The organism is Pseudomonas sp. S2_E01 (assembly GCF_054668365.1).
Genome location: NZ_CP162762.1, coordinates 2,027,229 through 2,048,605, shown reverse-complemented (window position 1 = coordinate 2,048,605; position 21,377 = coordinate 2,027,229). Strand labels below are relative to the sequence as shown.

19 protein-coding genes are annotated in these 21,377 nt (G+C 59.9%); 12 read left to right on the top strand and 7 right to left on the bottom strand.

What is annotated here, in order from left to right:
• Positions 1-52 precede the first annotated feature (52 nt).
• From AB4O36_RS09385 to AB4O36_RS09355, 7 genes are all read left to right on the top strand, one after another.
• Positions 53-1,267, top strand: a complete 1,215-nt coding sequence (locus AB4O36_RS09385) for an MFS transporter (protein ID WP_460141565.1) — start codon at positions 53-55, stop codon at positions 1,265-1,267.
• 72 nt (positions 1,268-1,339) lie between these two features.
• The gene (locus AB4O36_RS09380; protein WP_460123960.1) at positions 1,340-1,855 is read left to right on the top strand and encodes a sigma-70 family RNA polymerase sigma factor; all 516 of its coding nucleotides are present in this window, start codon (positions 1,340-1,342) and stop codon (positions 1,853-1,855) included.
• Complete coding sequence (locus AB4O36_RS09375; RefSeq protein ID WP_460141564.1) at positions 1,856-2,833, top strand: FecR domain-containing protein; 978 nt, start codon at positions 1,856-1,858, stop codon at positions 2,831-2,833.
• A 96-nt stretch (positions 2,834-2,929) separates the two neighbouring features.
• The gene (locus AB4O36_RS09370) at positions 2,930-5,305 is read left to right on the top strand and encodes a TonB-dependent siderophore receptor (protein WP_460141563.1); all 2,376 of its coding nucleotides are present in this window, start codon (positions 2,930-2,932) and stop codon (positions 5,303-5,305) included.
• 20 nt (positions 5,306-5,325) lie between these two features.
• Complete coding sequence (locus AB4O36_RS09365) at positions 5,326-6,495, top strand: ABC transporter substrate-binding protein (protein WP_010466142.1); 1,170 nt, start codon at positions 5,326-5,328, stop codon at positions 6,493-6,495.
• Positions 6,492-7,550: a FecCD family ABC transporter permease gene (locus AB4O36_RS09360; protein WP_010466145.1), complete on the top strand. Its 1,059-nt coding sequence runs from the start codon at positions 6,492-6,494 to the stop codon at positions 7,548-7,550. The genes AB4O36_RS09365 and AB4O36_RS09360 overlap by 4 nt, the downstream gene beginning before the upstream one ends.
• A complete protein-coding gene (locus AB4O36_RS09355; RefSeq protein ID WP_460141562.1) occupies positions 7,544-8,299 on the top strand; it encodes an ABC transporter ATP-binding protein in 756 nt (251 codons plus the stop codon). The genes AB4O36_RS09360 and AB4O36_RS09355 overlap by 7 nt, the downstream gene beginning before the upstream one ends.
• 4 nt (positions 8,300-8,303) lie before the next feature.
• Here the strand turns inward: AB4O36_RS09355 and AB4O36_RS09350 are convergent, their stop codons facing one another.
• The 3 genes from AB4O36_RS09350 to AB4O36_RS09340 are packed head-to-tail and all read right to left on the bottom strand — an operon-like array spanning position 8,304 to position 11,775.
• A complete protein-coding gene (locus AB4O36_RS09350; RefSeq protein WP_460141561.1) occupies positions 8,304-9,626 on the bottom strand; it encodes an aspartate aminotransferase family protein in 1,323 nt (440 codons plus the stop codon).
• Positions 9,623-10,690, bottom strand: coding sequence for a phosphotransferase (locus tag AB4O36_RS09345; protein WP_460141560.1), 1,068 nt, complete (start codon positions 10,688-10,690; stop codon positions 9,623-9,625). Before AB4O36_RS09345 ends, AB4O36_RS09350 begins: the two co-directional genes overlap by 4 nt.
• A 53-nt stretch (positions 10,691-10,743) precedes the next feature.
• Positions 10,744-11,775 (bottom strand): ABC transporter substrate-binding protein, encoded by a 1,032-nt coding sequence (locus tag AB4O36_RS09340; RefSeq protein WP_010466153.1) that lies wholly within the window; start codon positions 11,773-11,775, stop codon positions 10,744-10,746.
• A 230-nt stretch (positions 11,776-12,005) separates the two neighbouring features.
• Here AB4O36_RS09340 and AB4O36_RS09335 point away from each other — a divergent pair, with 230 nt between their 5' ends.
• Together AB4O36_RS09335 and AB4O36_RS09330 are read left to right on the top strand one after the other, a co-directional pair.
• Complete coding sequence (locus AB4O36_RS09335) at positions 12,006-12,740, top strand: SDR family NAD(P)-dependent oxidoreductase (RefSeq protein ID WP_010466155.1); 735 nt, start codon at positions 12,006-12,008, stop codon at positions 12,738-12,740.
• 69 nt (positions 12,741-12,809) lie between these two features.
• On the top strand, positions 12,810-13,505 hold the full coding sequence (locus tag AB4O36_RS09330; protein WP_460141559.1) for a GntR family transcriptional regulator: 696 nt from the start codon (positions 12,810-12,812) through the stop codon (positions 13,503-13,505).
• On the opposite strand, the gene AB4O36_RS09325 is transcribed toward AB4O36_RS09330, so the two are convergent.
• On the bottom strand, positions 13,476-14,399 hold the full coding sequence (locus AB4O36_RS09325; protein WP_460141558.1) for a helix-turn-helix domain-containing protein: 924 nt from the start codon (positions 14,397-14,399) through the stop codon (positions 13,476-13,478). The genes AB4O36_RS09330 and AB4O36_RS09325 overlap by 30 nt on opposite strands.
• A gap of 386 nt (positions 14,400-14,785) precedes the next feature.
• Between AB4O36_RS09325 and AB4O36_RS09320 the strand changes: the two genes are divergently transcribed.
• Together AB4O36_RS09320 and AB4O36_RS09315 are read left to right on the top strand one after the other, a co-directional pair.
• Positions 14,786-15,616: an alpha/beta fold hydrolase gene (locus AB4O36_RS09320; protein ID WP_460142129.1), complete on the top strand. Its 831-nt coding sequence runs from the start codon at positions 14,786-14,788 to the stop codon at positions 15,614-15,616.
• A 165-nt stretch (positions 15,617-15,781) separates the two neighbouring features.
• Positions 15,782-17,221, top strand: coding sequence for a catalase (locus AB4O36_RS09315; protein WP_460141557.1), 1,440 nt, complete (start codon positions 15,782-15,784; stop codon positions 17,219-17,221).
• Positions 17,222-17,293: 72 nt separating this feature from the next.
• Here AB4O36_RS09315 and AB4O36_RS09310 read toward each other — a convergent pair whose 3' ends face one another.
• Both AB4O36_RS09310 and AB4O36_RS09305 read right to left on the bottom strand, forming a co-directional pair.
• Entirely contained in the window at positions 17,294-18,802 is a 1,509-nt protein-coding gene (locus AB4O36_RS09310; protein ID WP_460141556.1) for an ATP-binding protein, read from the bottom strand.
• 279 nt (positions 18,803-19,081) lie between these two features.
• Complete coding sequence (locus tag AB4O36_RS09305) at positions 19,082-19,891, bottom strand: Crp/Fnr family transcriptional regulator (RefSeq protein WP_460141555.1); 810 nt, start codon at positions 19,889-19,891, stop codon at positions 19,082-19,084.
• 80 nt (positions 19,892-19,971) lie between these two features.
• On the opposite strand from AB4O36_RS09305, the gene AB4O36_RS09300 reads away from it, so the two are divergent.
• The gene (locus AB4O36_RS09300; protein WP_460141554.1) at positions 19,972-20,379 is read left to right on the top strand and encodes a hypothetical protein; all 408 of its coding nucleotides are present in this window, start codon (positions 19,972-19,974) and stop codon (positions 20,377-20,379) included.
• Between the two features lie 141 nt (positions 20,380-20,520).
• On the opposite strand, the gene AB4O36_RS09295 is transcribed toward AB4O36_RS09300, so the two are convergent.
• Positions 20,521-21,036, bottom strand: coding sequence for a hypothetical protein (locus AB4O36_RS09295; protein WP_460141553.1), 516 nt, complete (start codon positions 21,034-21,036; stop codon positions 20,521-20,523).
• Positions 21,037-21,377 lie beyond the last annotated feature (341 nt).

Here is a 21,377-nt window from a genome sequence, read left to right as displayed (position 1 = left end):
GCGAGGTTGTTCTGCCGCTCCCCCGCTCCCGTTCGACTAGCGAGGTTGTCCCATGCCCAACGCCGGTGTCATTCAGGGCTCGAGCGTCAGAGTCCTGATTTATCTGCTGTTCGCGATCCAGTTGGTTTCCATGGGCGCGATGGAAATGAGCGGACCGTTCTGGCCGGTGCACCTGCGCGGCTTGACGGACTCGGCCTCGTTTTTCAGCTTCGCCAGCATCGCCGTGTACGTCGGTCCCATGCTGGGCATCATGCTGACGAGCGCATTCTGGGGCCGCATCGGTGATCGCTACGGTCACAAGCTGATGATGATCCGCGCGCTCGCCGGCTTATCCCTGACGCAACTGGGCCTGGCCTTTGCCAGCGACATCTGGGTGATCCTGGTGCTGCGTTTTCTGCAAGGCGCGTTCGCCGGCTACATCGCCCCGGCCCAGGCCTACGGCGTGAGTATCGAGGCACCGACTCGCCGCGCCAGGCTGTTCGCGATCCTGCAAATTTCGACCAACGTCGGGTCGTTGCTGGGGGCCGTCATCGGCGGGCTGATCCTCGACTACGCGACGTTCTTCTGGATCAACCTGATCGCCTCGCTCCTGTGCGCCCTCTGCACGGTGATCGCTGCCGTGATGCTACCGGACGTGCCACCGGTGAAGAAAACCGCTGCCACCACCCGGCAATCACACGGCCTTGCCTGGCGCCGTTCTCCTGTGGTGTCGTTGCTGGGGGTCATGGGCATTCTGCTGTTGGCGCGGATGCTGCCGCAGACGTCATTTTCGCTGTACGTCAGCTCGACGTTCGAGGTCAGCAACTCGGTTGTCGGCCTGTGTTATGGCCTGTTCGCGCTGGGTTTCATCCTTTGCGCAACGGCGTGGTCGCGCTACTTCGAGCACCGCACCGCACAAGACTCACTGCTGCGCATCCGCTACGTGGTGATCGCGTGCATCGCCCTGACCGCGCTGATCGGCGTGACGCGCAACGCCTCCGTATTTGTCATGGCGTACTTCGCCTGGGGCGTATTGCTGGGCGCGACCACACCGGTACTGATGGCACTGATCTCGAAAACCACAGACAGCTCGCAACAGGGTTACGTGCTGGGAATGGCCCAGAGCATCTCGCAGTTCGCCTCGATTGCCGGCATCTGCGCCGGTGGCTTGCTCAGCCAGATCTACGGTTTGCAATACACCTACCTGTTCGTCTGCGCCGCCTACCTGATCGCACTGCTACCCATCGTGGCGTTGCGCGCCCAGCCACTGCGGATATCGGGCGAATGATCGCACTTGCTTTCCCGGTAGCGAGTCAACTAGCATTGGGAATACTTCTCAATTACAAGTCAGCCTGGCGCCATGAGCGAAACCCTTCCCACGAATCACGATCAGCACCTGCGTGCGATTGAGGCCCTGTACAGTGGCCATCACGGCTGGCTGTACGCGACGTTGAAACGAAAACTGGGCAACGCCATGGATGCGGCCGACCTGGCGCAGGACACCTTCGCGCGCATCCTCGCGTCCCAGGTCACCGTGATCGAACAGCCGCGTGCCTACCTCAGCTGCGTGGCCAAGGGCATCCTGATCAACTGGTACCAGCGCAAGGCACTGGAACGCGCCTACCTCGACGCCCTCGACAACCTGCCGCCGCAAGAAGCACCTTCGCCGGAAACCCATTTCGTGGTCCTGGAGACCCTGCATGAAATCGACGCGATGCTTGACGCCTTGCCGCCGCTGGTCAAGCGCGCGTTCCTGCTGTCGCAGCTCAATGGCCTGAAATATCAGGACATCGCCGATCAACTGGACGTATCGCTGATCACCGTCAAGCGCTACATGAAGCAGGCATTCGTGCAGTGCCTGATGCTGGTGGAATGAATGCTCATCCTGCGCAAGGACCCGCCGCTGCCCCCCGAAGTGCTCGAAGAAGCCGCCGAATGGCTGATGCGCCTGAGCGAAAACGACCTGAGCGACAGCGAACGCACCGAGTGGGAACGCTGGAAGGTCAGCAGCCCCGAGCGTGACCGCGCCTGGGCTCGGGCGCAGTTGCTGCAAAGCAAACTGGGCGGTCTGCCGCCGTCGCTGGCGATGTCGACGCTGGATCGACCGAGCAACCCGGAACGCCGTGCGGCCCTCGGCAAGCTGGCGCTGTTGCTGGCAGTGATGCCGGTCGGCTGGGGCAGTTGGAAACTGGCGCAGTCGCAGCAGTGGACGGCCGACTATCGCACCGCCGTCGGCGAACGACGCGAGTGGACCCTGGCCGATGGCTCTCGCATCACCTTGAACACCGATTCCGCCGTCGATGTGCTGTTCGACAGCCAGCAGCGCCTGATTCGCCTGCGCGAAGGCGAGATCCTGGTGCAGACCGCCACGGACAACTCACCGTTGGCCCGGCCCTTCCTGGTCAGCACCGCGCAAGGCTACATGCAGGCCTTGGGCACGCGCTTCATCGTCCGCCGATTGAGTCCGTTCACCCACCTCGCGGTCATGGAAGGCGCCGTCAAAGTGGTGCTGGCCGATAACCGTCAGGCCGAATCCCTGATCGTCAATGCCGGGCAGCGCATGGCATTCACCGCCCAAGCCTTTGGCAGGGTGAACACCGCAGACCGGAATGCCAGCGCCTGGACCCAGGGCATGTTGATGGCGGACAAGATGCGCCTGGCGGATTTCGTCGCTGAGCTCACCCGCTATCGCCACGGTTTTGTCAGGTACGACCCGGCGCTTGCCGACCTGCGCATTTCCGGCGCGTTTCCGATCAGCGACACCCAGCGCACCTTGAACATGCTGGTGCAAACCTACCCGGTCACCGCCACCGCTCACCTGCGAGGGTACTGGGTCACCTTGTCCCCGGCCTGAGCCTCCAAAAAAATCTGCCGCTGGCTGATACTTTTTTCGATCTCGGCTGGCCTCTACAGAAACGTCCATTGCCTCTCGCCACAGGGTCATCCATCCATGCCTGTCATTTGCCGCGCGCTGCTGAGCCTGACCCTGATCAGCGCTGCCTGCCCGTCGGCGATGGCAACCGCACCGACGCAACTCGATTCGGTCGTGGTCCATGCCTACAACATCGCCCCCGGGCCTCTCGGCGCAACGCTGTCGAGCTTCGCCGTGGACGCCGGCATCGCCCTGTCGTTCGAACCTTCGCTCACGGAAGGCCTGATCAGTCCGGGGCTGACCGGCTCTTGCTCGACGCGCGAAGCAGTGACCCGTTTACTCGCCGGTAGCGGCCTGGACATGGTCTTGCGCAGCGACGGCAGCTACACGCTGGTGGAACGCCGGGTCACCCTCGACGAAACCACCATCGACGGCATCGACACACGCAGTGACAGCCTGCCACCGGTGTATCCAGGCGGTCAGGTGGCGACCGGCAGCCGTCTGGGCATGCTCGGCAACACCGACGTGATGGATGCGCCGTTCAGTGTCAGCACCTACACCGCCGCCCTGATCAAGGACCAACAGGCGACGACCGTGGGTGATGTGCTGGAGCGTGACTCATCGGTGCGCTCCACCGGCCAGACCGGTGGCATCGTCGACTCGTTCTTCATCCGGGGATTTCCCGTCGGTGAAGGCAATCTGGGCGAACTGGCCTTCGACAGCGTCTATGGCGTGGCCTCCAACTACCGGGTGTTCACCGAATACGCCGAACGCATCGAAGTGGTCAAGGGGCCCGGCGCGCTGCTCTACGGCATGTCGCCCAACAGTGCCGTGGGCGGCGTGATCAACGTGGTGCCCAAGCGTTCTCTCGATGAAGACCTGACCCGATTCACCGCCAGTTACGCCCAGGACGCCCAACTCGGCGGTCACCTGGACCTCAGCCGACGTTTTGGCGAGGAACGTCGCTTCGGTGTACGCCTCAACGGCAGCGTGCAGCAAGGTGACACGGTGATCGATGATCAGAACCGCGAGGTCGGCGTCGGCGCGCTGGCCCTGGATTATCAAGGGGATCGCCTGCGGACCAGCCTGGACCTGGTGAGCCAGGAAGAGCAGTTTGACGCCGCGTCCCGACCGTTCCTGATCGCGTCGGGCGTGCAAATCCCTTCCGCCGCCAACGGCCGGACCAACGTCAGCCAGGACTGGGGCTGGTCCAGGACCCGCGACAAGTCGGCCCTGCTCAGCGGTGAATACGACCTCAACGATCAATTGACGGTGTTCGCCCATGCCGGCGGCGGCCAGTCGAAGGTCGCACGCATGTCCGACCAGACCCCCACCATCATCAACGCCGCAGGCGATACCTCGTCGATCCCCGGTTATTACAAGTTCGAAGTCCGGCGCTACACGGTCGACGCCGGTGCGCGGCTGCGCTTCGACACCGGTCCCGTGAGCCACAGCACCGCCCTGCAAGTGACGCGTTATCGCGATGAGTTATCCCGGGGCATTTTGTCCGGGCCTGCGGTGCTGTCGAACATTTACCACCCGATCCATCGCCCCAAACCCGCGATCGCCGAGCCGGCCACGCCCAAAGTGTCGGCGACCGAGTTGTCCGGCATCGCCTTGGCCGACACCCTGTCGATACTCGACCAGCGCGTGCAAGTGACCCTGGGCCTGCGCAAGCAGAACATCCAGTCCCACAACTACAACGCCGCCGGTGCGGTCACTTCAGCCTATGACGATGGCAAGACCACGCCGTTGTTCGGGGCCGTGCTGCGACCCTGGGACCACGTGTCGTTCTACTACAACTACATCGAGGGCCTTAGCAAGGGGGACGTCGCCCCCAGCAACGCCTCGAACGCAGGCGAAATCTTTGCCCCCTACGTGTCGCGCCAGCAGGAGGTCGGGGTCAAGCTCGACTACGGCAGTTTCATGTCGAGCCTGGCGCTGTTCCAGATCAAGAAGCCCAGTGGCGAGTTGTCTTCCGGGGTGTTCGCCGTCCAGGGTGAACAGCGCAATCGCGGCGTGGAACTGAACATGTCGGGCGAGATAGCCCAAGGCACGCGCCTGCTCGGTGGCGTCACGCTGTTGGACGGGGAACTGACCAAGACCAGCGTCGCGGCCAATCGCGGCAACACTCCGGTGGGCGTGCCCGACGTGCAAGCCAACCTCTGGGCCGAATGGGACACACCCTGGACCGAAGGGCTGACGCTCACCAGCGGCGCGATCTACACCGCCAGCCAGTACGTCAACCAGGCCAACACCCAGGAACTGGACCCGTGGACGCGCATCGATGTCGGCGCTCGATACACCACGCGTATTGCCCAGCGACCCACGACGTTTCGCGCCACGGTGCAAAACGTTTTCGACCGTGAGTATTGGTCGGGGGTCGCCTCCTACGGCGCGTTTTCCCAGGGGTCACCACGCACCCTGCTCCTGTCGGCCACGGTCGATTTCTGACACATGCAAAGGCCTTGATCATGCTCACCATTGTTCGACGCAGCCACGCCCTGGCCGCGCTGCTGTTTGCTGGATTGCTGGGGGTTTCACTGGCGTCATTGGCCAACGAAACGGATGACACGCGCAGCACCGTCACCGATCTGCTGGGGCGCAAGGTCAAGGTCAACCTGCCCGTCAAACGGGTGATTCTCGGCGAGGGCCGCCAGTTGTACCTGGTGGCGGCGCTGGACACACAAAACCCCATCGAGCGTATCGTCGGCTGGCGCAAGGACCTCATCCAGTCCGATCCCGACACTTACAACGCCTACCTGCGCAAGTTTCCGGGCATTGCCGACATCCCTACGTTCGGCGGGTTCGAAGACGGCACCTTCGACATCGAGCAAGCGATCTCGCAGCGTCCCGATGTGATTGTCCTCAACATCGAGGCCCGGCACGCCACCGAAGATGCGCGCTACATCGAGAAGCTCGACGCCTTGGGCATTCCCGTGGTGTACGTCGACTTTCGCAACTACCCGATGCAGAACACCGAGCCGACCATGCGCCTGTTCGGCCAGTTGTTCGGCAAGGAACAACGCGCCGAAGCGTTCATCGCGTTCCGCAACCAGCAGATTCACCGGGTCACTGATGTGATCGCCGCGCAACAGCCTGCCCGGCCCAAGGTGTTCATCGAGCGCATCGGCGGCTACACCGACGATTGCTGCCTGAGCTTTGGCAACGAGAACTTTGGCCGCTTCGTGGAAATGGCCGGCGGCGACAACATCGCCAGGGACATCATTCCCACGACCTTCGGCCAGTTGAACGCCGAACAGGTGATCGTCGCCAACCCTGACCAGATCGTCGTGACCAGCGCCAACTGGGAAGCCTTCGCCCCGGGCGGGCACTGGGTGGGCGTGGGCCCGGGCGCGGACATGGCCGAGGCCCGGCGCAAACTGGCGTGGTACACCGGTCGCCCGGCCTATGCCGGCATCAAGGCACAGGAGAGCCAGGCCTTCCATGCCATCTGGCACCAGTTCTACAACAGTCCCTATCAGTTCGTGGCCATCCAGCAACTGGCCAAATGGTTTCACCCGACGCTGTTTGCCGACCTCGATCCGCAAGCCGCGTTTCGTGAGCTGCATGAGCGCTTCCTGCCGGTGCCCTACGAGCCGGGTTATTTCGTCAGCCTGGGCGAGCCCGAGGTCAAACCATGAATGCAATAAACGATACGATGGTCCAGCGCGACACCTACCGCCGACTGGTGGTGCGCAAACGCCTGATCCTCGCCGCCCTGACGCTGCTGCTGTTGGGCAGCGTGGTGCTTGACCTGGCCCTGGGCCCGGCCAACTACAGTCTGGGCGAAGTGCTCGGCGCCCTGCTGTCACCGGACAGCGCCGCGCCGCAAGTGCGGGTGGTGATGTGGGATATCCGCCTGCCCGTGGCACTGATGGCGGTTGCCGTAGGCGCAGCGTTATCGCTGGCCGGGGCGCAGATGCAGACCATCCTCAACAACCCGTTGGCCAGCCCGTTCACCCTGGGCATTTCTGCGGCAGCCAGTTTCGGCGCCGCCATGGGGCTGGCGTTCGGTGTGGCGCTGTTTCCGATGGCAGCGCAATACATGGTGCCAGCCAACGCATTCATCATGGCCATGCTCTGCGCCCTGCTGATCCACTTCTTGAGCCTGCGCCGTGGCGTCACCGCCGAAACGATCGTGCTGCTGGGCATTGCCCTGGTGTTCACGTTCAACGCGTTGCTGGCGCTAGTGCAGTTTTTTGCCACCGAGCAAGCCGTGGCCGCCGTGGTGTTCTGGACCATGGGCAGCCTGACCAAGGCGACCTGGCCCAAGCTGGGCGTGATCTGCGTGGTGATCCTGATCACCCTGCCGATCTTCGCCAGGCGCACCTGGGCGCTCACCGCCCTGCGGCTAGGGGATGACAAGGCGGCCAGCTTTGGTATCAACGTGCGCAGCTTGCGTTTCCAGACACTGATCATGGTCAGCCTGCTCGCTGCGTTTCCCGTGGCCTTCGTCGGCACCATCGGCTTTATCGGGCTGGTCGGCCCGCACATCGCGCGGATGTTGATTGGCGAGGATCAACGTTTCTTCCTGCCCGCCTCATTGCTCACGGGCGCACTGATCCTGTCGGCGAGTTCGGTGGTCAGCAAAACCCTGATCCCCGGCGCTATTTTCCCCATCGGCGTGGTCACGTCTCTGATCGGCGTACCGTTCTTCATCTCCCTGATTCTCGGCGCAAAGAAAAACTCATGGTAACGATCCAGCTGCAAGACCTCGGGGCCAGCTATGGCCAGCGCACGATCATCAGCGGTGTGACCACCGCCGAGTTTTTCGGCGGCCAGGTGGTCGCCGTGGTCGGGCCAAACGCCGCAGGCAAATCGACCCTGTTCAAACGCATGGCCGGGCTGATCGACGGGCCCGGCGAGGTAAAGCTGCACGGCGCTGAAAAAGGCATGAAAGGCATCAGTTACATGCCCCAGGGCCTCAATGCCAGCGCCCGTTTGACCGTGTACGAATCGGTGCTGCTGGCGCGTAAACAGTTGACACCGGGTTGGGTCGTCCACGATGACGAACTGAAACTGGTCGATGAAATCCTCGACGCCCTGGGCATTACGCCGCTGTCATTCCGTAACCTGGGTGAACTCAGCGGTGGTCAGCAACAATTGGTTTCCATCGCCCAGACGCTGGTGCGCGAACCGCAAATCCTGCTGATGGACGAACCCACCAGCGCCCTCGACATGCACCGCCAGGTCCAGGTGCTGAACTTCATGCGCGACCTGGCGCGAAAGCGCGAGGTCATTGTGTTCATCGCCATCCATGACCTCAACCAGGCCTTGCGCTTCGCGGATCAGGTGCTGGTCATCGCCGATGGCACCTCCCGGGGCAGCGGCCCGAGCCATGAAGTGATCAACGAACAGATGCTGCGCGCAGTTTACAAGGTCGAGGCGCGCATCGAGCGCTGCAGCCGTGGGCAGCACCATATCCTGATCGACGATATCGTCTGAACCGCTACGGCTGCAGCCCTTCCAGCGCCGTGCCGACCGCTTCCAGTAACAAGTGCGCATGCTCCTGTTCGAAGGCCAACAGCGGGCGAATCTTCAGCACGTTTTCCAGCGGCCCGGCAGCACTGATCAACACGCCCTGCTCGCGCATCGCGTTGACCACCTGCCGGGTCTGCGTGGCAGCAGGCGCTTTTGTGGCGCGGTCGGTGACCAGTTCAACGCCCAGGAACATCCCTGCGCCGCGCACATCACCGATGATCGGGTAACGTTCGGCGAGCTCCCGCAACCCCGTCAACAGGTATTCACCCAGGGTGTGCGAGCGCTGCTGCAACTGTTCGTCACGGATGACGTCCAGCACGGCCTGCCCCGCTGCGCAGGACACCGGGTTGCCACCGAAGGTGTTGAAGTAGCGCATGTTCTGGCCAAAGTGATCGACCACTTGCGCACGACCGACAAGGCCGGCGATGGGGTGGCCGTTGCCCATCGGCTTGCCCAGGGTGACGAGGTCGGGACGCACGTTGTGCCGCTGGAATCCCCACAGGTTCAAGCCCGTGCGGGCGAAGCCCGACTGGACCTCATCGGCGATGTACAGCAGGCCCTCGGCCTGGGCCAGTGCGATGCCTTCGGCGATGCAGCCGGTTGGGTCGGCAAAGACGCCATCGCTGGCGAAAATGCCGTCGAGCAGGATCGCCGCCGGACGAATGCCGTGTTTGCGCAGGTCATCGATGGCCGCACGGACGTCAGCCACGAAGGTCGAGGCCACCTGATCCTCACCCAGCCGATAAGCATCGGGGGCACGAACGGTGCGCACGTGGGGCGGCAGAAACATGCTCGGGCCCAGCGACGGGGAAAGCTCGGCGATATCACCCGTGACGCCGTGATAGGCAAAGCGGGTGATGATCACCCCGCTGCCGCCAGTGAACTGCTTGGCGATGCGCAACGCCAGGTCGTTGGCCTCGCTGCCGGTGCAGGTAAACATGACGCGCTCGAGGTGATCGGGAAAGGTGCCCAGCAGTTGCTCGGCGTAATCGAGCATGCCCTCCTGCAAGTAGCGAGTGTGGGTGTTGAGTTGCGCGGCCTGCCGGCTGATCGCCTCGACCACCCGGGGATGACAATGCCCCACCGACGCCACGTTATTGTAGGCATCCAGATACCGCCGGCCTTGTTCGTCATACAGCCACACACCTTCACCGCGCACCGTGTGCAAGGGGTGTTCGTAGAACAATCGATAGGCCGGGCCGAGCAACCGTGCCCGGCGTTCGACAAGGCGTTTTTCCTTGTCTGACAGGCGATCGGCATCTTCTGAAGTGAAACCGTTGATCATGCTCATGCGCCAACCTCCTGGGTGCAAGCGGCAAGGATTCTGTCGTGGACTTCGGCGCAAGACATCGCGGACAAACCCGCCAGGCTGTCCTGTGCGCGGTAGGCGTTGCGCAGAATGTACTCGCGGTTATCCGGGTGCAGGTCGGCCCGCCAGTAATTGATGCACAACGACAACGCCAGGCGTGTGGAGATCAGCACCGGCAGCAGTTGCAGCTCTTCGCCGGTGAGAGGATTGACCTGGTGATAGGCGCGGATCATGTCCAGTGCGGGCGCCAGGACATCGCCGGACACCCCCAGTTGATACGATGCAGCGACCGCGACTTCGTTGACCAACGGCGCGTGGACCATGTCGCCAAAATCCAGGATGTTGCGCAGCACATCCGGCTGCTCCGGATCGACGATGACGTTGTGCGGGTTCATGTCGTTGTGAATGACCTGATGACGCAGCGTGGCGCACCGGCCTGACACCTCGGCCTCGAAGCGGTCCAGGCTGTGTTCGATCCGGTCGCGACGAGCGCCAGGCTCGATGTGTTTCAGCCGGGGTCTGAGACGCTGGGAATGTTGCATGTCCCACAGCAGGACGTGCCCGGCCGCAGGATGGCTGAAGCCGCCCAGTGCCAGGTCGAAACGCGCCAGCGCTTGCCCCAGGTTCTGCCTGAAATTCACCGATGTATGGGCGACGTGGTGCAGCGGCAAGCCGTCAACGAAGGACAGGAGACGGACCTGCATGCGCTGTCCCTGGATTTCGACGGGCTCCACGAAGCGCCCGCTGAGCGATGGAAAGACACGCTGCACCGGCAACGTCGGATCGTTACGCTCGATCTGGAGCATGGCCTGGTTATGGAAGTCCACGACTTGCGGGTTTTCCAATGGATGGGACAACTTGAACAGACGCGACGAACCGTCCGCGAGCATGACCCGGAAATTCAGGTCGCGCTCGCCGCCCAGTCGCTCGAGTTTTCCGCTGATCGCGTAGTGCTGCGCAAGGACCTCAAGGACCTGCCCCTCACTGACCCGGGCAGGTGCCGCCTCCAGCAGACAGGGTGGCGCCGATACTTTCTCAAGCGGCATTGTTCGTAACTCCTCGCTTCGGTGATGTGGCCTGCTCGCGCAGGCCCCTTGCATTACTTGTTGGCCCAAGCGATGAAGCGCTCTTCCAGGTCTTCACCGTGGTCGATCCAGAACTCGGCATCCGTGGCCCGGGCGTTTTTCAGATTATCCGGTGAAGTCGGCAGTTTGCTGCCCACCGCTTCATCGACCAGCGCCACGGTTTTGGTGTTGCTTGGCCCGTACGGAATGGCCTCGACAAAATGCTTCTGCTGCACCGGCGCGCTGGCGAAGGCGATGAAGTCTTCTGCCAGGGCCTTGTTCGGTGAGCCTTTGACGATCGCCCAGTGGTCGAGGTCGTACAGGCTGCCATTCCACTGCATTTCAAACGATTGTCCCTCCGCCTGCGCCGAGGTGACACGCCCGTTGTAGGCCGAGGTCATCACCACGTCGCCCGCCGCCAGCCATTGCAACGGCTGGGCGCCGGATTCCCACCACTGGATGTCGGGTTTGATCTGATCCAGTTTGCGGAACGCCCGCTGCACGCCCTCCTCGGTGCCGAGCAAGGTGTACACATCTTCCTTGGCCACGCCATCGGCCAGCAGGGCGAACTCCAGGGTGAACTTGGCGCCACGGCGCAGGCCGCGCTTGCCGGGGTATTTCTTCACGTCCCAGAAATCCGCCCAGCCTTGTGGCGCGCTGGCGAGTTTTTTCGGGTCGTATGTCAGAACGGTAGACCAGATGAAGATACCCACCCCGCAATCGCTGACGGCGGCCGGGATAAAGTCCTCTTTCTTGCCGATGCGCGACCAGTCCAATGGCTCGAACAGCCCTTCGCTGCAACCGCGCAGAAGTTCGGGGGATTCGACCTCGACCACGTCCCAACTGGTTTTTCCGGTGTCGGCCATGACCCGGATCTTGGCCATTTCGCCGTTGTAGTCATCGGCGGTGATCGCCACTTTCTTTTCTGAGGTGAACGGTTTGTAGAACGCTTTTTCCTGGGCCTGGCGGTTATTGCCGCCGAAGGACACCACGGTCAGTTTTTCAGCGGCGCTCAATGGGCCGGCAAGCATTCCAAGCATCAGTACGGTTGCGATTTTGCTGTTCATGCGTCTCTCCGAATTCGCTACGTGCGTGAGCGGCAGCTGTGAGGGATGGCAGGTGGTTTTTTTGTTTTTGGCAGCAATATTTCGGTCAGCGCCGGGTGTCTTGCACCTGGTGGCCGGCGCACGGCGTTGATTCCGAGGCGCGGCTCATTAGTAACACATTTGGAATATGATGCATCATAATTTTTATTGGTATAGTCTCACCACTCCACCCCTTCCTCAGGAGCACCTGTATGACCGAGCAACGAACCCTCCTCCTCACTGGTGCGAGCCGTGGCATCGGCCATGCGACGGTAAAACACTTCAACGCCGCGGGCTGGCGTGTGTTTACCGCGTCGCGACAGAATTGGACCGAAGGCTGCCCCTGGGCTGAAGGCGAGCTGAATCACATCCACCTGGACCTGGAAGACATCGATGAGGTGCGCAGCAGCCTGCCATTGATTCGGGAGAAACTCGGCGGACGCCTCGATGCCCTGGTGAACAACGCCGGCATTTCACCCAAAGGCGAAGCCGGCGCACGATTGGGCGTGCTGGAATCCGATTACGCCACCTGGCTCAGCGTGTTCAACGTCAACCTGTTTTCCACGGCGTTGCTGGCCCAGGGACTGTTCGATGAGCTCAAGGCTGCGCAAGGTTCGGTGATCAACGTCACCTCGATTGCAGGTTCCAGGGTGCACCCGTTTGCCGGGGTCGCCTATGCCTGCTCGAAAGCCGCACTGGCCGCGCTGACCCGGGAGATGGCCCACGATTTCGGCCCCCACGGCGTGCGTGTCAACGCGATTGCCCCCGGTGAAATCGAGACGTCGATCCTGTCCGCCGGCACCGAGCTGATCGTCGATCAGCAGATCCCAATGCACCGCCTGGGCAAGCCGGAAGAAGTCGCCTCCCTGGTGCATTTCCTCTGCACCCGAGGCGCGTCGTACATCAACGGCTCGGAGATTCACGTCAACGGTGGTCAGCACGTCTGAAATAATCTGGAAATCCCGGCCGGAAACTCCCATCATTCGGGCCGGGCATCCGCCGCAGATGAGCGATCAATGAGCTACCCCATTCAAACCCTCAATCATTCGTACCTGGGCAGCGGCATCTATGAGCTGCTGCGCGAAGCCCTGATCACCGGACGGTTCCAGCCGGACGATCGCCTGCGCATCCGCGACCTGGCCGAGCAACTGGGCACCAGCGTGACCCCGGTGCGCGATGCGATCCTGCAACTGGCCAAGGAACAGGCGCTGATCCTCAAGACCCCACGGGACATCCGCGTGCCCATTCTCACGGCCGCGCAATACGGCGAGATCCGCAGCATCCGCCTGGCGCTTGAAGGCCTGGCTGCGGAGACGGCCGCCACGCTGGTCACCGACAGCGAACTCGAGGACCTGCAAGCCTGCATCGAACAGAACATCGCCGCGATCAACGCCCAGGACTTGCAGGCGGCGCTCAAGTGCAACCAGCAATTTCACTACGCGTTGACCTCCATCGCCCGCATGCCGGTACTGGCCGGCTTGCTCGATAGCCTGTGGATGCGCACCGGCCCCCTGATCGCCCGCGCTTATGGCAACTTCAACGAGCGGATGGCCATCGACCATCACTGGGAAGTGCTCGACGCCCTCAAGCGGCGCGACGGCGCGGCGGCTCGGGCGGCGATCTGCTGTGACATTCTCGATGGCAACGAGAAGATGCTCGAGTACATCGAGATGGCCGCCGATTCAAACGACGCCTTCGCGCCTCGTGCGTGAATGTTTGGCGAACTCGTTTGGCGTCTGTCCTGTGTACTGCCGAAAGGCTCGGCTGAAGGTCGCCTGGGAGGAAAAGCTCAACGCCATCGCAACGCCCGCAACAGTATGTGCACTGTGCCTGAGTAAATGCCGGGCTCGTTCCATGCGCCGTTCGGTGACGTAGCTGTATGGGGTTTTGCCGGTAGCCGCCTTGAATGCACGAGAGAAGTGAAAGCGACTGAGATAGGCGACGGCGGCCATATCATCAAGAGTGATCGTCGACTCGATATTGTCCTCGATGTAATCCATCACCTGACGAATGCGTTTCATCCCGGGGTGCGCTACGACATCCAGTGACGAGAGGCGCGACGGCGAAGTGCTGGTAAAGCGCTGTAGCAGCCGCGCGGCGACGCTGCACGCGAGCGTCTCGACCAGCAGGGTCCCTGCGTGGCTGGGGTTGTACAACTCGACAAAAATGGCATGACCGATGCTCGCGATCAGATCATCTTCGAAGCCGCGTTCGAAGCGTATCGTCGAGTACTCGCCACCGTCGAACCCGTCGCCCAAGGCTTGCCCCCCAAATTGATCAGGGTGCAGGTGCACATGCAGCAAGCCGGGCATTGCGGCGGAGAGTAAAACCAGGTCCTCCTGAATGCCTTCAGGACAAATCCATGTCATGCCCCTCTTCGATGGCGTCTGCTCAACCATATCGTAGGCCTTGCGCGTCACGATCGCGCCATTCTCGCCTCGGGTGTCGAACACCAGTTCAGTCGTGGGTTGGCGGCTATTTTTAGCGATGACGCCGTCACTGTGGCTGCGCACCTCGGCAACCAGCCCACTCCAGTTGCGGCCCGCCGATGAGATCAGCAGCCGCGATGAACTGTATTTTTCAGTCTTGAAGCGCGGGTCGGTCATTTCGATTTCACGACTATGTTGCTCGATAGATCGCGGCAAAGTTTCACATTGCTGAGACGTTCGAGGCAAGTCACTAGCGAAAACAACCTGCTGTCGCTGTCGCAGCGAAACAACCTGGCACACCAAAAACCAACAACTCTTTGCACCCCTTCACACCGCTTTTCAACGAACTTGACCATAGTGCTTCGGCCAGTCAACGGGACTGATCCATCTTCATCAGGAGCATTTAAATGGCAGACGATTCCTCACTTTCACTCGACGAAAAAGTGCGTCGCAACTTGTTGTTGGGCGGTCTGGCCACAGCCGTTGTAGCAGCACTGCCCGCCAGTGCGACAGCTCAGGTATCCAGCAAAAACGCTTCGTCCACCAAAAAAGGAGCACAGGACATGTCAACTATCGTGACCAAAGAAGGCGTAGAGATTTACTACAAGGATTGGGGACCGAAGGACGGCCCGGTGGTGACACTGAGTCATGGCTGGCCGCTGAACGCCGATAGCTGGGACTACCAGGCATACTTCCTCGCCTCCCAGGGCTTCCGGGTCATCGCTCACGACCGTCGGGGCCACGGCCGCTCCAGTCAGCCGTGGGACGGTAACGACATGGATCATTACGCAGATGATCTTGCCACGGTCATCAACACGCTCGATCTGCGCAACGTCACCGTCGTCGGCTTCTCTACCGGTGGTGGCGAAGTCGCGCGCTACATCGGGCGCCACGGCACCTCCCGCGTGGCAAAAATCAGCCTGATATCCGCTGTACCACCGCAAATGGTCAAAACCCCGAAAAACCCCGGTGGTCTGCCGATCGAGGTGTTCGATGGCATCCGCAACGGCATGCTTGCCGACCGCTCCCAGATTTTCAAAGACATCCCGAGTGGCCCGTTCTACGGATTCAACCGTCCGGGTGCCAAAGTCTCTCAGGGAATGATCGACGCCTGGTGGTGGCAGGGCATGACGGGAGGCTTCAAGAATACCTACGACTCCGTCAAGGCATTTTCTGAAACCGACTTCACTGAAGACCTGAAGAAATTCGACAAGCCAACACTGATCATCCACGGCGATGACGATCAGATTGTACCGATCGATGCAGCCGGTCGCGCTTCGAAAAAACTCGTGCCGCACGCGTTGCTCAAAGTGTATCCGGGCGCACCGCACGGTCTGACTGAAACCCATAAGGATCAGTGCAACCAGGACCTGCTGGCCTTCCTGCGCAGTTAAGCACTGCGCGTTCCCTTGTTCGCTCTCCGCTTTTAGCTACGGCCTCCCCCGGCGCCAGCCGGTTGAAAACTCGAGGTGATGGTCTTCCTGGTGACCACAACTGCCATTCACCTCTGGTTGAGGCCCGTAGCTCTTTTTCGATTGAAACCCTCGTGAGGCTACGCCATGTCGAACAAAAAACTGACAACGGCCAACGGAGCTCCCGTCGTTGACAACTTCAATACCCAAACAGCAGGCCCCCGCGGACCTGCCTTGCTTCAGGACATCTGGCTGCTGGAAAAACTCGCCCACTTTGATCGGGAAGTAATCCCCGAGCGGCGCATGCATGCCAAGGGCGCCGGCGCTTACGGCACCTTCACCGTGACCCATGACATCACCCGTTACACCAAGGCCAGCCTTTTCAGTGCAATCGGAAAACAGACGGCGATGTTCACGCGGTTTTCCACTGTGGCGGGCGAGCGTGGTGCGGCCGATGCCGAGCGTGACATTCGTGGTTTTGCCATGAAGTTCTACACTGAGCAGGGGAACTGGGATCTGGTGGGCAATAACACGCCGGTGTTTTTCTTCCGTGATCCGCTACGCTTTCCGGATCTGAACCACGCGGTGAAACGCGACCCGCGTACCGGTCTGCGCAGTGCGCAGAACAACTGGGACTTCTGGTCTTCCCTGCCCGAGGCGCTGCACCAGGTCACCATCGTCATGAGCGAGCGCGGGATTCCGCGTAGTTACCGGCATATGCACGGTTTCGGCAGCCATACCTACAGCCTCATCAACGCCAACAATCAACGGCACTGGGTCAAGTTCACCTTCAAGACTCAACAAGGCATCGCCAATCTCAGTGATGAACAAGCGAGGCATTTGGTCGGCGAAGATCGTGAAAGCCATCACCGCGATCTCTTCGACAGCATCGAAGCTGGGGACTATCCACGGTGGACGCTTTACATCCAGGTCATGACTGAAACCCAGGCAAACAGCCATCCGGTCAACCCATTTGATCTGACCAAGGTCTGGCCACATGGCGATTACCCGTTGATCGAAGTAGGCTTCTTCGAACTCAATTGCAACCCCGAGAATGTCTTCGCCGAGGTTGAACAGGCCGCTTTCAGCCCTGCCAACATCGTTCCAGGTATCGGGTTCTCACCGGACCGCATGCTCCAGGGACGGCTGTTTTCGTATGGCGACGCTGCCCGTTATCGCTTGGGTGTCAACCACAGCCAGATACCCGTCAATCAACCCCGCTGCCCGGTCCGCAGTTTTCACCGCGATGGTGCCATGCGTGTCGATGGCAATCACGGCGGCACGCTGTCCTATGTGCCAAACAGTCAGGGGGAATGGCTGGACCAACCCGAGTGGCGTGAACCGTCACTGGACCTTCATGGCTCAGCAGGTCACTGGGATCATCGCGTCGACGACGACCACTACGAGCAGCCTGGCAACCTGTTCAGGCAAATGACCGATCAGGCAAAAAAGGCGCTCTTCGAGAATACCGCCCGCTCGCTTCACTCTGTGTCCCGCGATGTGCAACTGCGACACATCGCCAACTGCAGCAAAGCTGATACTGCCTACGGTGATGGCGTGGCCAACGCGCTGGCCGAACTCGGATAATTGCTCAACAACGTTTGCAGGAGCCTGTGCTCCTGCAAACTTTCTGCAAAGACGGCCGGCTCTGTCACAACCTCACCCCACCGAGCCTTGGCGCCGCAGGCTGCCCTGCTGGCTCTCACAATATGATGCCTCGCGTTTGCGGGTTTCGCCCTTCAAAACTTTTTCCAGCAGAAAGATCCGAACACTTTCAAACATACGGAACTCCATAACACCGCTGGGGGTAGCTTGGGGCATCAGCACAGACTTACCGACCAGAGCGTCCAACAAGCCGACCAATGCCGCGAAATCCGGCATTTTATCGCTCATAGCCTGGATATCGGCGAGGCTGAACCTCCCCCCGAACGCCGAAAGTCGATACAGCAGCTGCTGTTCATCGCCACTTAGCGCGTTAAAACTGCAGTCAAGCATGGCTTTGAGTGTCTGGTGGCGGGAGATGGCGTTGCGTCGTCCGCTCCAATACAACCGACAGCTGCTGTTAAGCAACGCCTGCGTGCCGGCCAGACCAAATGTCACGACACGTGAAGCGACCAGCGTGATCGCTAATGGGTTGGCATCCAGCCGCGAACAAATCTCGGCAATGCGTGGAACATCTTCGTCGGTGAACTCGCAAAGAGACGCGGTCGCCATGCACTTTCCGATGAACAGTTCAATGGCTGAGAAGGCCCTCGCTTCGACAACCGTTAACAACATCCCTTTGGGCGGAACGTCAAGAGAACTCAGGCGATAGGTGAATTCACCATTGACTCGTAGCGCTTCTCTGCTAGTCACCAGCGCATGTAGTTCAGCGCCGTGTTCGCAAAGGGCCTCGACCAGTGTCGAGACCTCGCCCAGCGACTCATCACAATTGTCGAAGACCAGAACGGTGCTGGCACCTGCCAAGCGCCTGGTGATCGCGCTAACGGGGTCACTTCCATCCTGCTCGATCCCAAGCGCGCCCATCAGCGATCGGACGAGTGAGTGGGGTTGGGCGAGCGAATCGAGATTGAGGCAATGCACCTCAGCGGAGTATTCGTCGATCAGCCTTTGAGCACAGGCCATCGCCACCGTCGACTTGCCTATGCCCCCTGGCCCTACGATTGACACGCAGCGATGATCCAATATCGCCGAAGCGAGCAAATCAAGATCGGTTTCACGTCCGACCAATTGAGCTGGGCCGAGAGCCGGTACAGCAGCGATCAGGCGACGCCTTTCAGTCGCCAACTCGAGGCGCGACATCGAATCCAGACGAGTGACTTTCGCGACAAAGCTGTAGCCGCGCCCCGGAATGTTAGCAACGTAGCGGCTCCCGCTCTCGCCCTCCCCCAGGATTCTGCGCAGCAAACCTATATTGACCCTCAGGTTGCTTTCATCGACGACGATGTTCTTCCAGGCCTTGGTCATCAAAATTCGCTTATTGATGACGCTACCCGCCTCCCTGACCAGAACAACCAGAATGTCCAATGCTCGACTTCCAATCGGAACGGCCTCGCCAGATCGTTCCAAGCGCCGCTGGACGGGATACAAACGATAAGGGCCGAACAGCAGAACCACATCAAACCCGTCATCTGCCGCAGTCCCGAACATTGGATCTTGCTGAGTCATGACACGCACCTTCCACGACTTTGCGCACTGGTAAATTTTTCATGTTTACAAACCCCAGACAGCGACGCCGATCATCCTCGTGACAAAAGCGCTACTAATCAAAGACTTATTTGAGCCCCTCCCTTTACTATCACTAAATTTCAGAATTCAATCTCTGCAATTGTTGCGCAGTTTTTTGCATTTATTGCTGTTCTGCATGGAACCGCCGATAAGCGCTTGCATCGTGCGTCATCTCGCGTGTTGGCAGGTGGAGGAATGGATATCGCTGGAAAAATCCCGTCAGCGACCTGTCACTTGACCGATCAGGCGTAAACGTTCCAGATCAAGAATGGTAATTTTGTTGCCCCGGCCGCTGACCAGTTCCTGCTGACGCCAGCTCGCCAGAACCCGACTGAGCGTTTCTCCGCGCATGCCCAGGTTGGCTGCGAGCTGCCCGATCTTCAGTGGTAACTCCAACGCGGTGACATTGTGTTTGGCGTACAACTCGAGCAGGTACTCGGCAAGCCGACGGGGACAATCCGTGGTCGCCAGCGAATAGCTTTTGATCAGGCTCTGGCGCAGCATTTCGCTGGTATAGCGCAAACAGGCGAGTGCCAGTGGCCCGTCCTGATGACAGGCTTCGAGAAAAGATTTGCGCGTCAGCCAATAACCTTTCACCGTACCCGAAGCGACAGCGCTCGCCGGGTAACAGCCATGCTCCATGAACATCACGGGGAGTGCGACCAGACTGCCGGCACTGAAATGGTTGCGGACATATTCCTCGCCCTGTTCGGTGTAACACACCAGACAGACTTCGCCACTCTCGATAAACAGGCAACGGGTCGCCGAATCACCCTGGTCGTACAGCCGATGGCCACGTTCGGCGCTGCACGGCGTTGCATGAGCGGCCAGTAGTTGCCGCGAGGCTTCGTTGGACGCCCCCAGGAGCGGATGGGCTTGCAGTAAATCCAGCAGTGGCTGATGGCCGATTCTGACATTTGTCATTTTTATCCAGTGGCGAGCGGGCAGATGATGTAAATGATAATACATAGCGTTGGGAGGACGAGGATTGGCAATTGTTTCGTCACCATCCCCTGCCAGTCCACCCATGCCCTATCCTCCAGGACACGATCAGCGCGAGCCCACGGCCTGGGACTGCTAACTGACGAACATGAAGAGTGAGAAAAAGTATGATTGCTGGCATTTGCGGTTTGCTGTTCGCCGTTTTTGCGATTTTATTCGCGCGCAGGGTTCATGGTGAACATTGGCTGTATGCAATCACTCTCGTTGCCTTACCAGGCATTTACAGTTTTTTTGCGTTTTACGCGGGAGAAGCCACAGTTGGATTCGATGAGTTGATATTCGGCATTCCCTTCATCGCGGGCGGACTTCTGCTGGTCCTGAGCAGTACGCCACAGACCTTGATGGTGATAGGTGCTTTATGGATATTACATGCCCTGTATGACCTGACTCACGAATGGTTCTTCATAAATCCTGCGGCACCCGGTTGGTATCCAATGTTCTGTGCCAGCGTGGATTTTGTTATCGGCCTGTACGTCCTCCGCCTGGCCATCAAAGCAAAAAAAATAAGGACTTAGTTCAGTAGACGAACGATGGGCCAGAAGATCCATTGCAGATCAGCATTCCCAAAACTCTTGGAGAGGCGGCACCGAAATGTGTTCGGCACCACCTATAGAGCCTCATCCGAAACTTGCTAATGATACGTTTCCTGAAACTGTTCAGCTGGAGCTGGATGATGCCGGCATCGGATCATGCTGCACGAAAGGCAATGGTTGCACGGCATCAGCACCCTTCGCTGTCCCAGCACCTTTCAGGGCTTCCATCAGCTGTGCCGTTGCGCCGGCCAGGTTGCCATTGAGACTCGCCAACTGTTGGTTTATCGCACTCACACGTGACGTTTTTTCTTCAGCGGACAGGCGTTGATCAGCTTGTATCGCTTGCAGTTGCGCCTGCTGTTCCTGGATCTGCTTTTGCAATTCCTTTATACGCTCACGAATTTTCTCGATCTGTTTTGCTTCATTGGATGCCGAGTTACCCGATTTTTGAGCAGACGAAGATGCTTTAAGCCCTTCTACTGAAATAGTCACTGCTACCGAGTTTCGGTTGCTGCTGCCTCCTGTTTCAGCTGCGGAATCCACGGCACTGGACGCAGGCCGTGCTTCTGTCCTGACTTGCAATTCTCTGCTGGAGGGGATGAAGTTCTGATTGATGGTGACGCCACTCAGTGAGTCCATATTCTAATGTCCTGTGTTGAGCTGGAGGTAGGGTCGAGTGCAGAATTTCAGACTTTGGGTACGAAACAACGACTACGCAACCCAGAGCCATATCACTTATTTCGCTTCAAACTGGCAACCACGAAGTCGTGAATAAATCATCCATGAATAATGGCGAGGTCGCAATCAACTTACGAGTCACATTGCCAAATCGTCAGAGCCCGCACAGATTTATATTCCTCTCCCATCATCCGCACAAAACACCGCGCCATCTGATCCGATGAATTATTCGCCATCTGCGTATTAACAGCCCTCCATTAATATTATTTAAGTTTGTTTATCTTGCGCTCGACGCCCCTGCA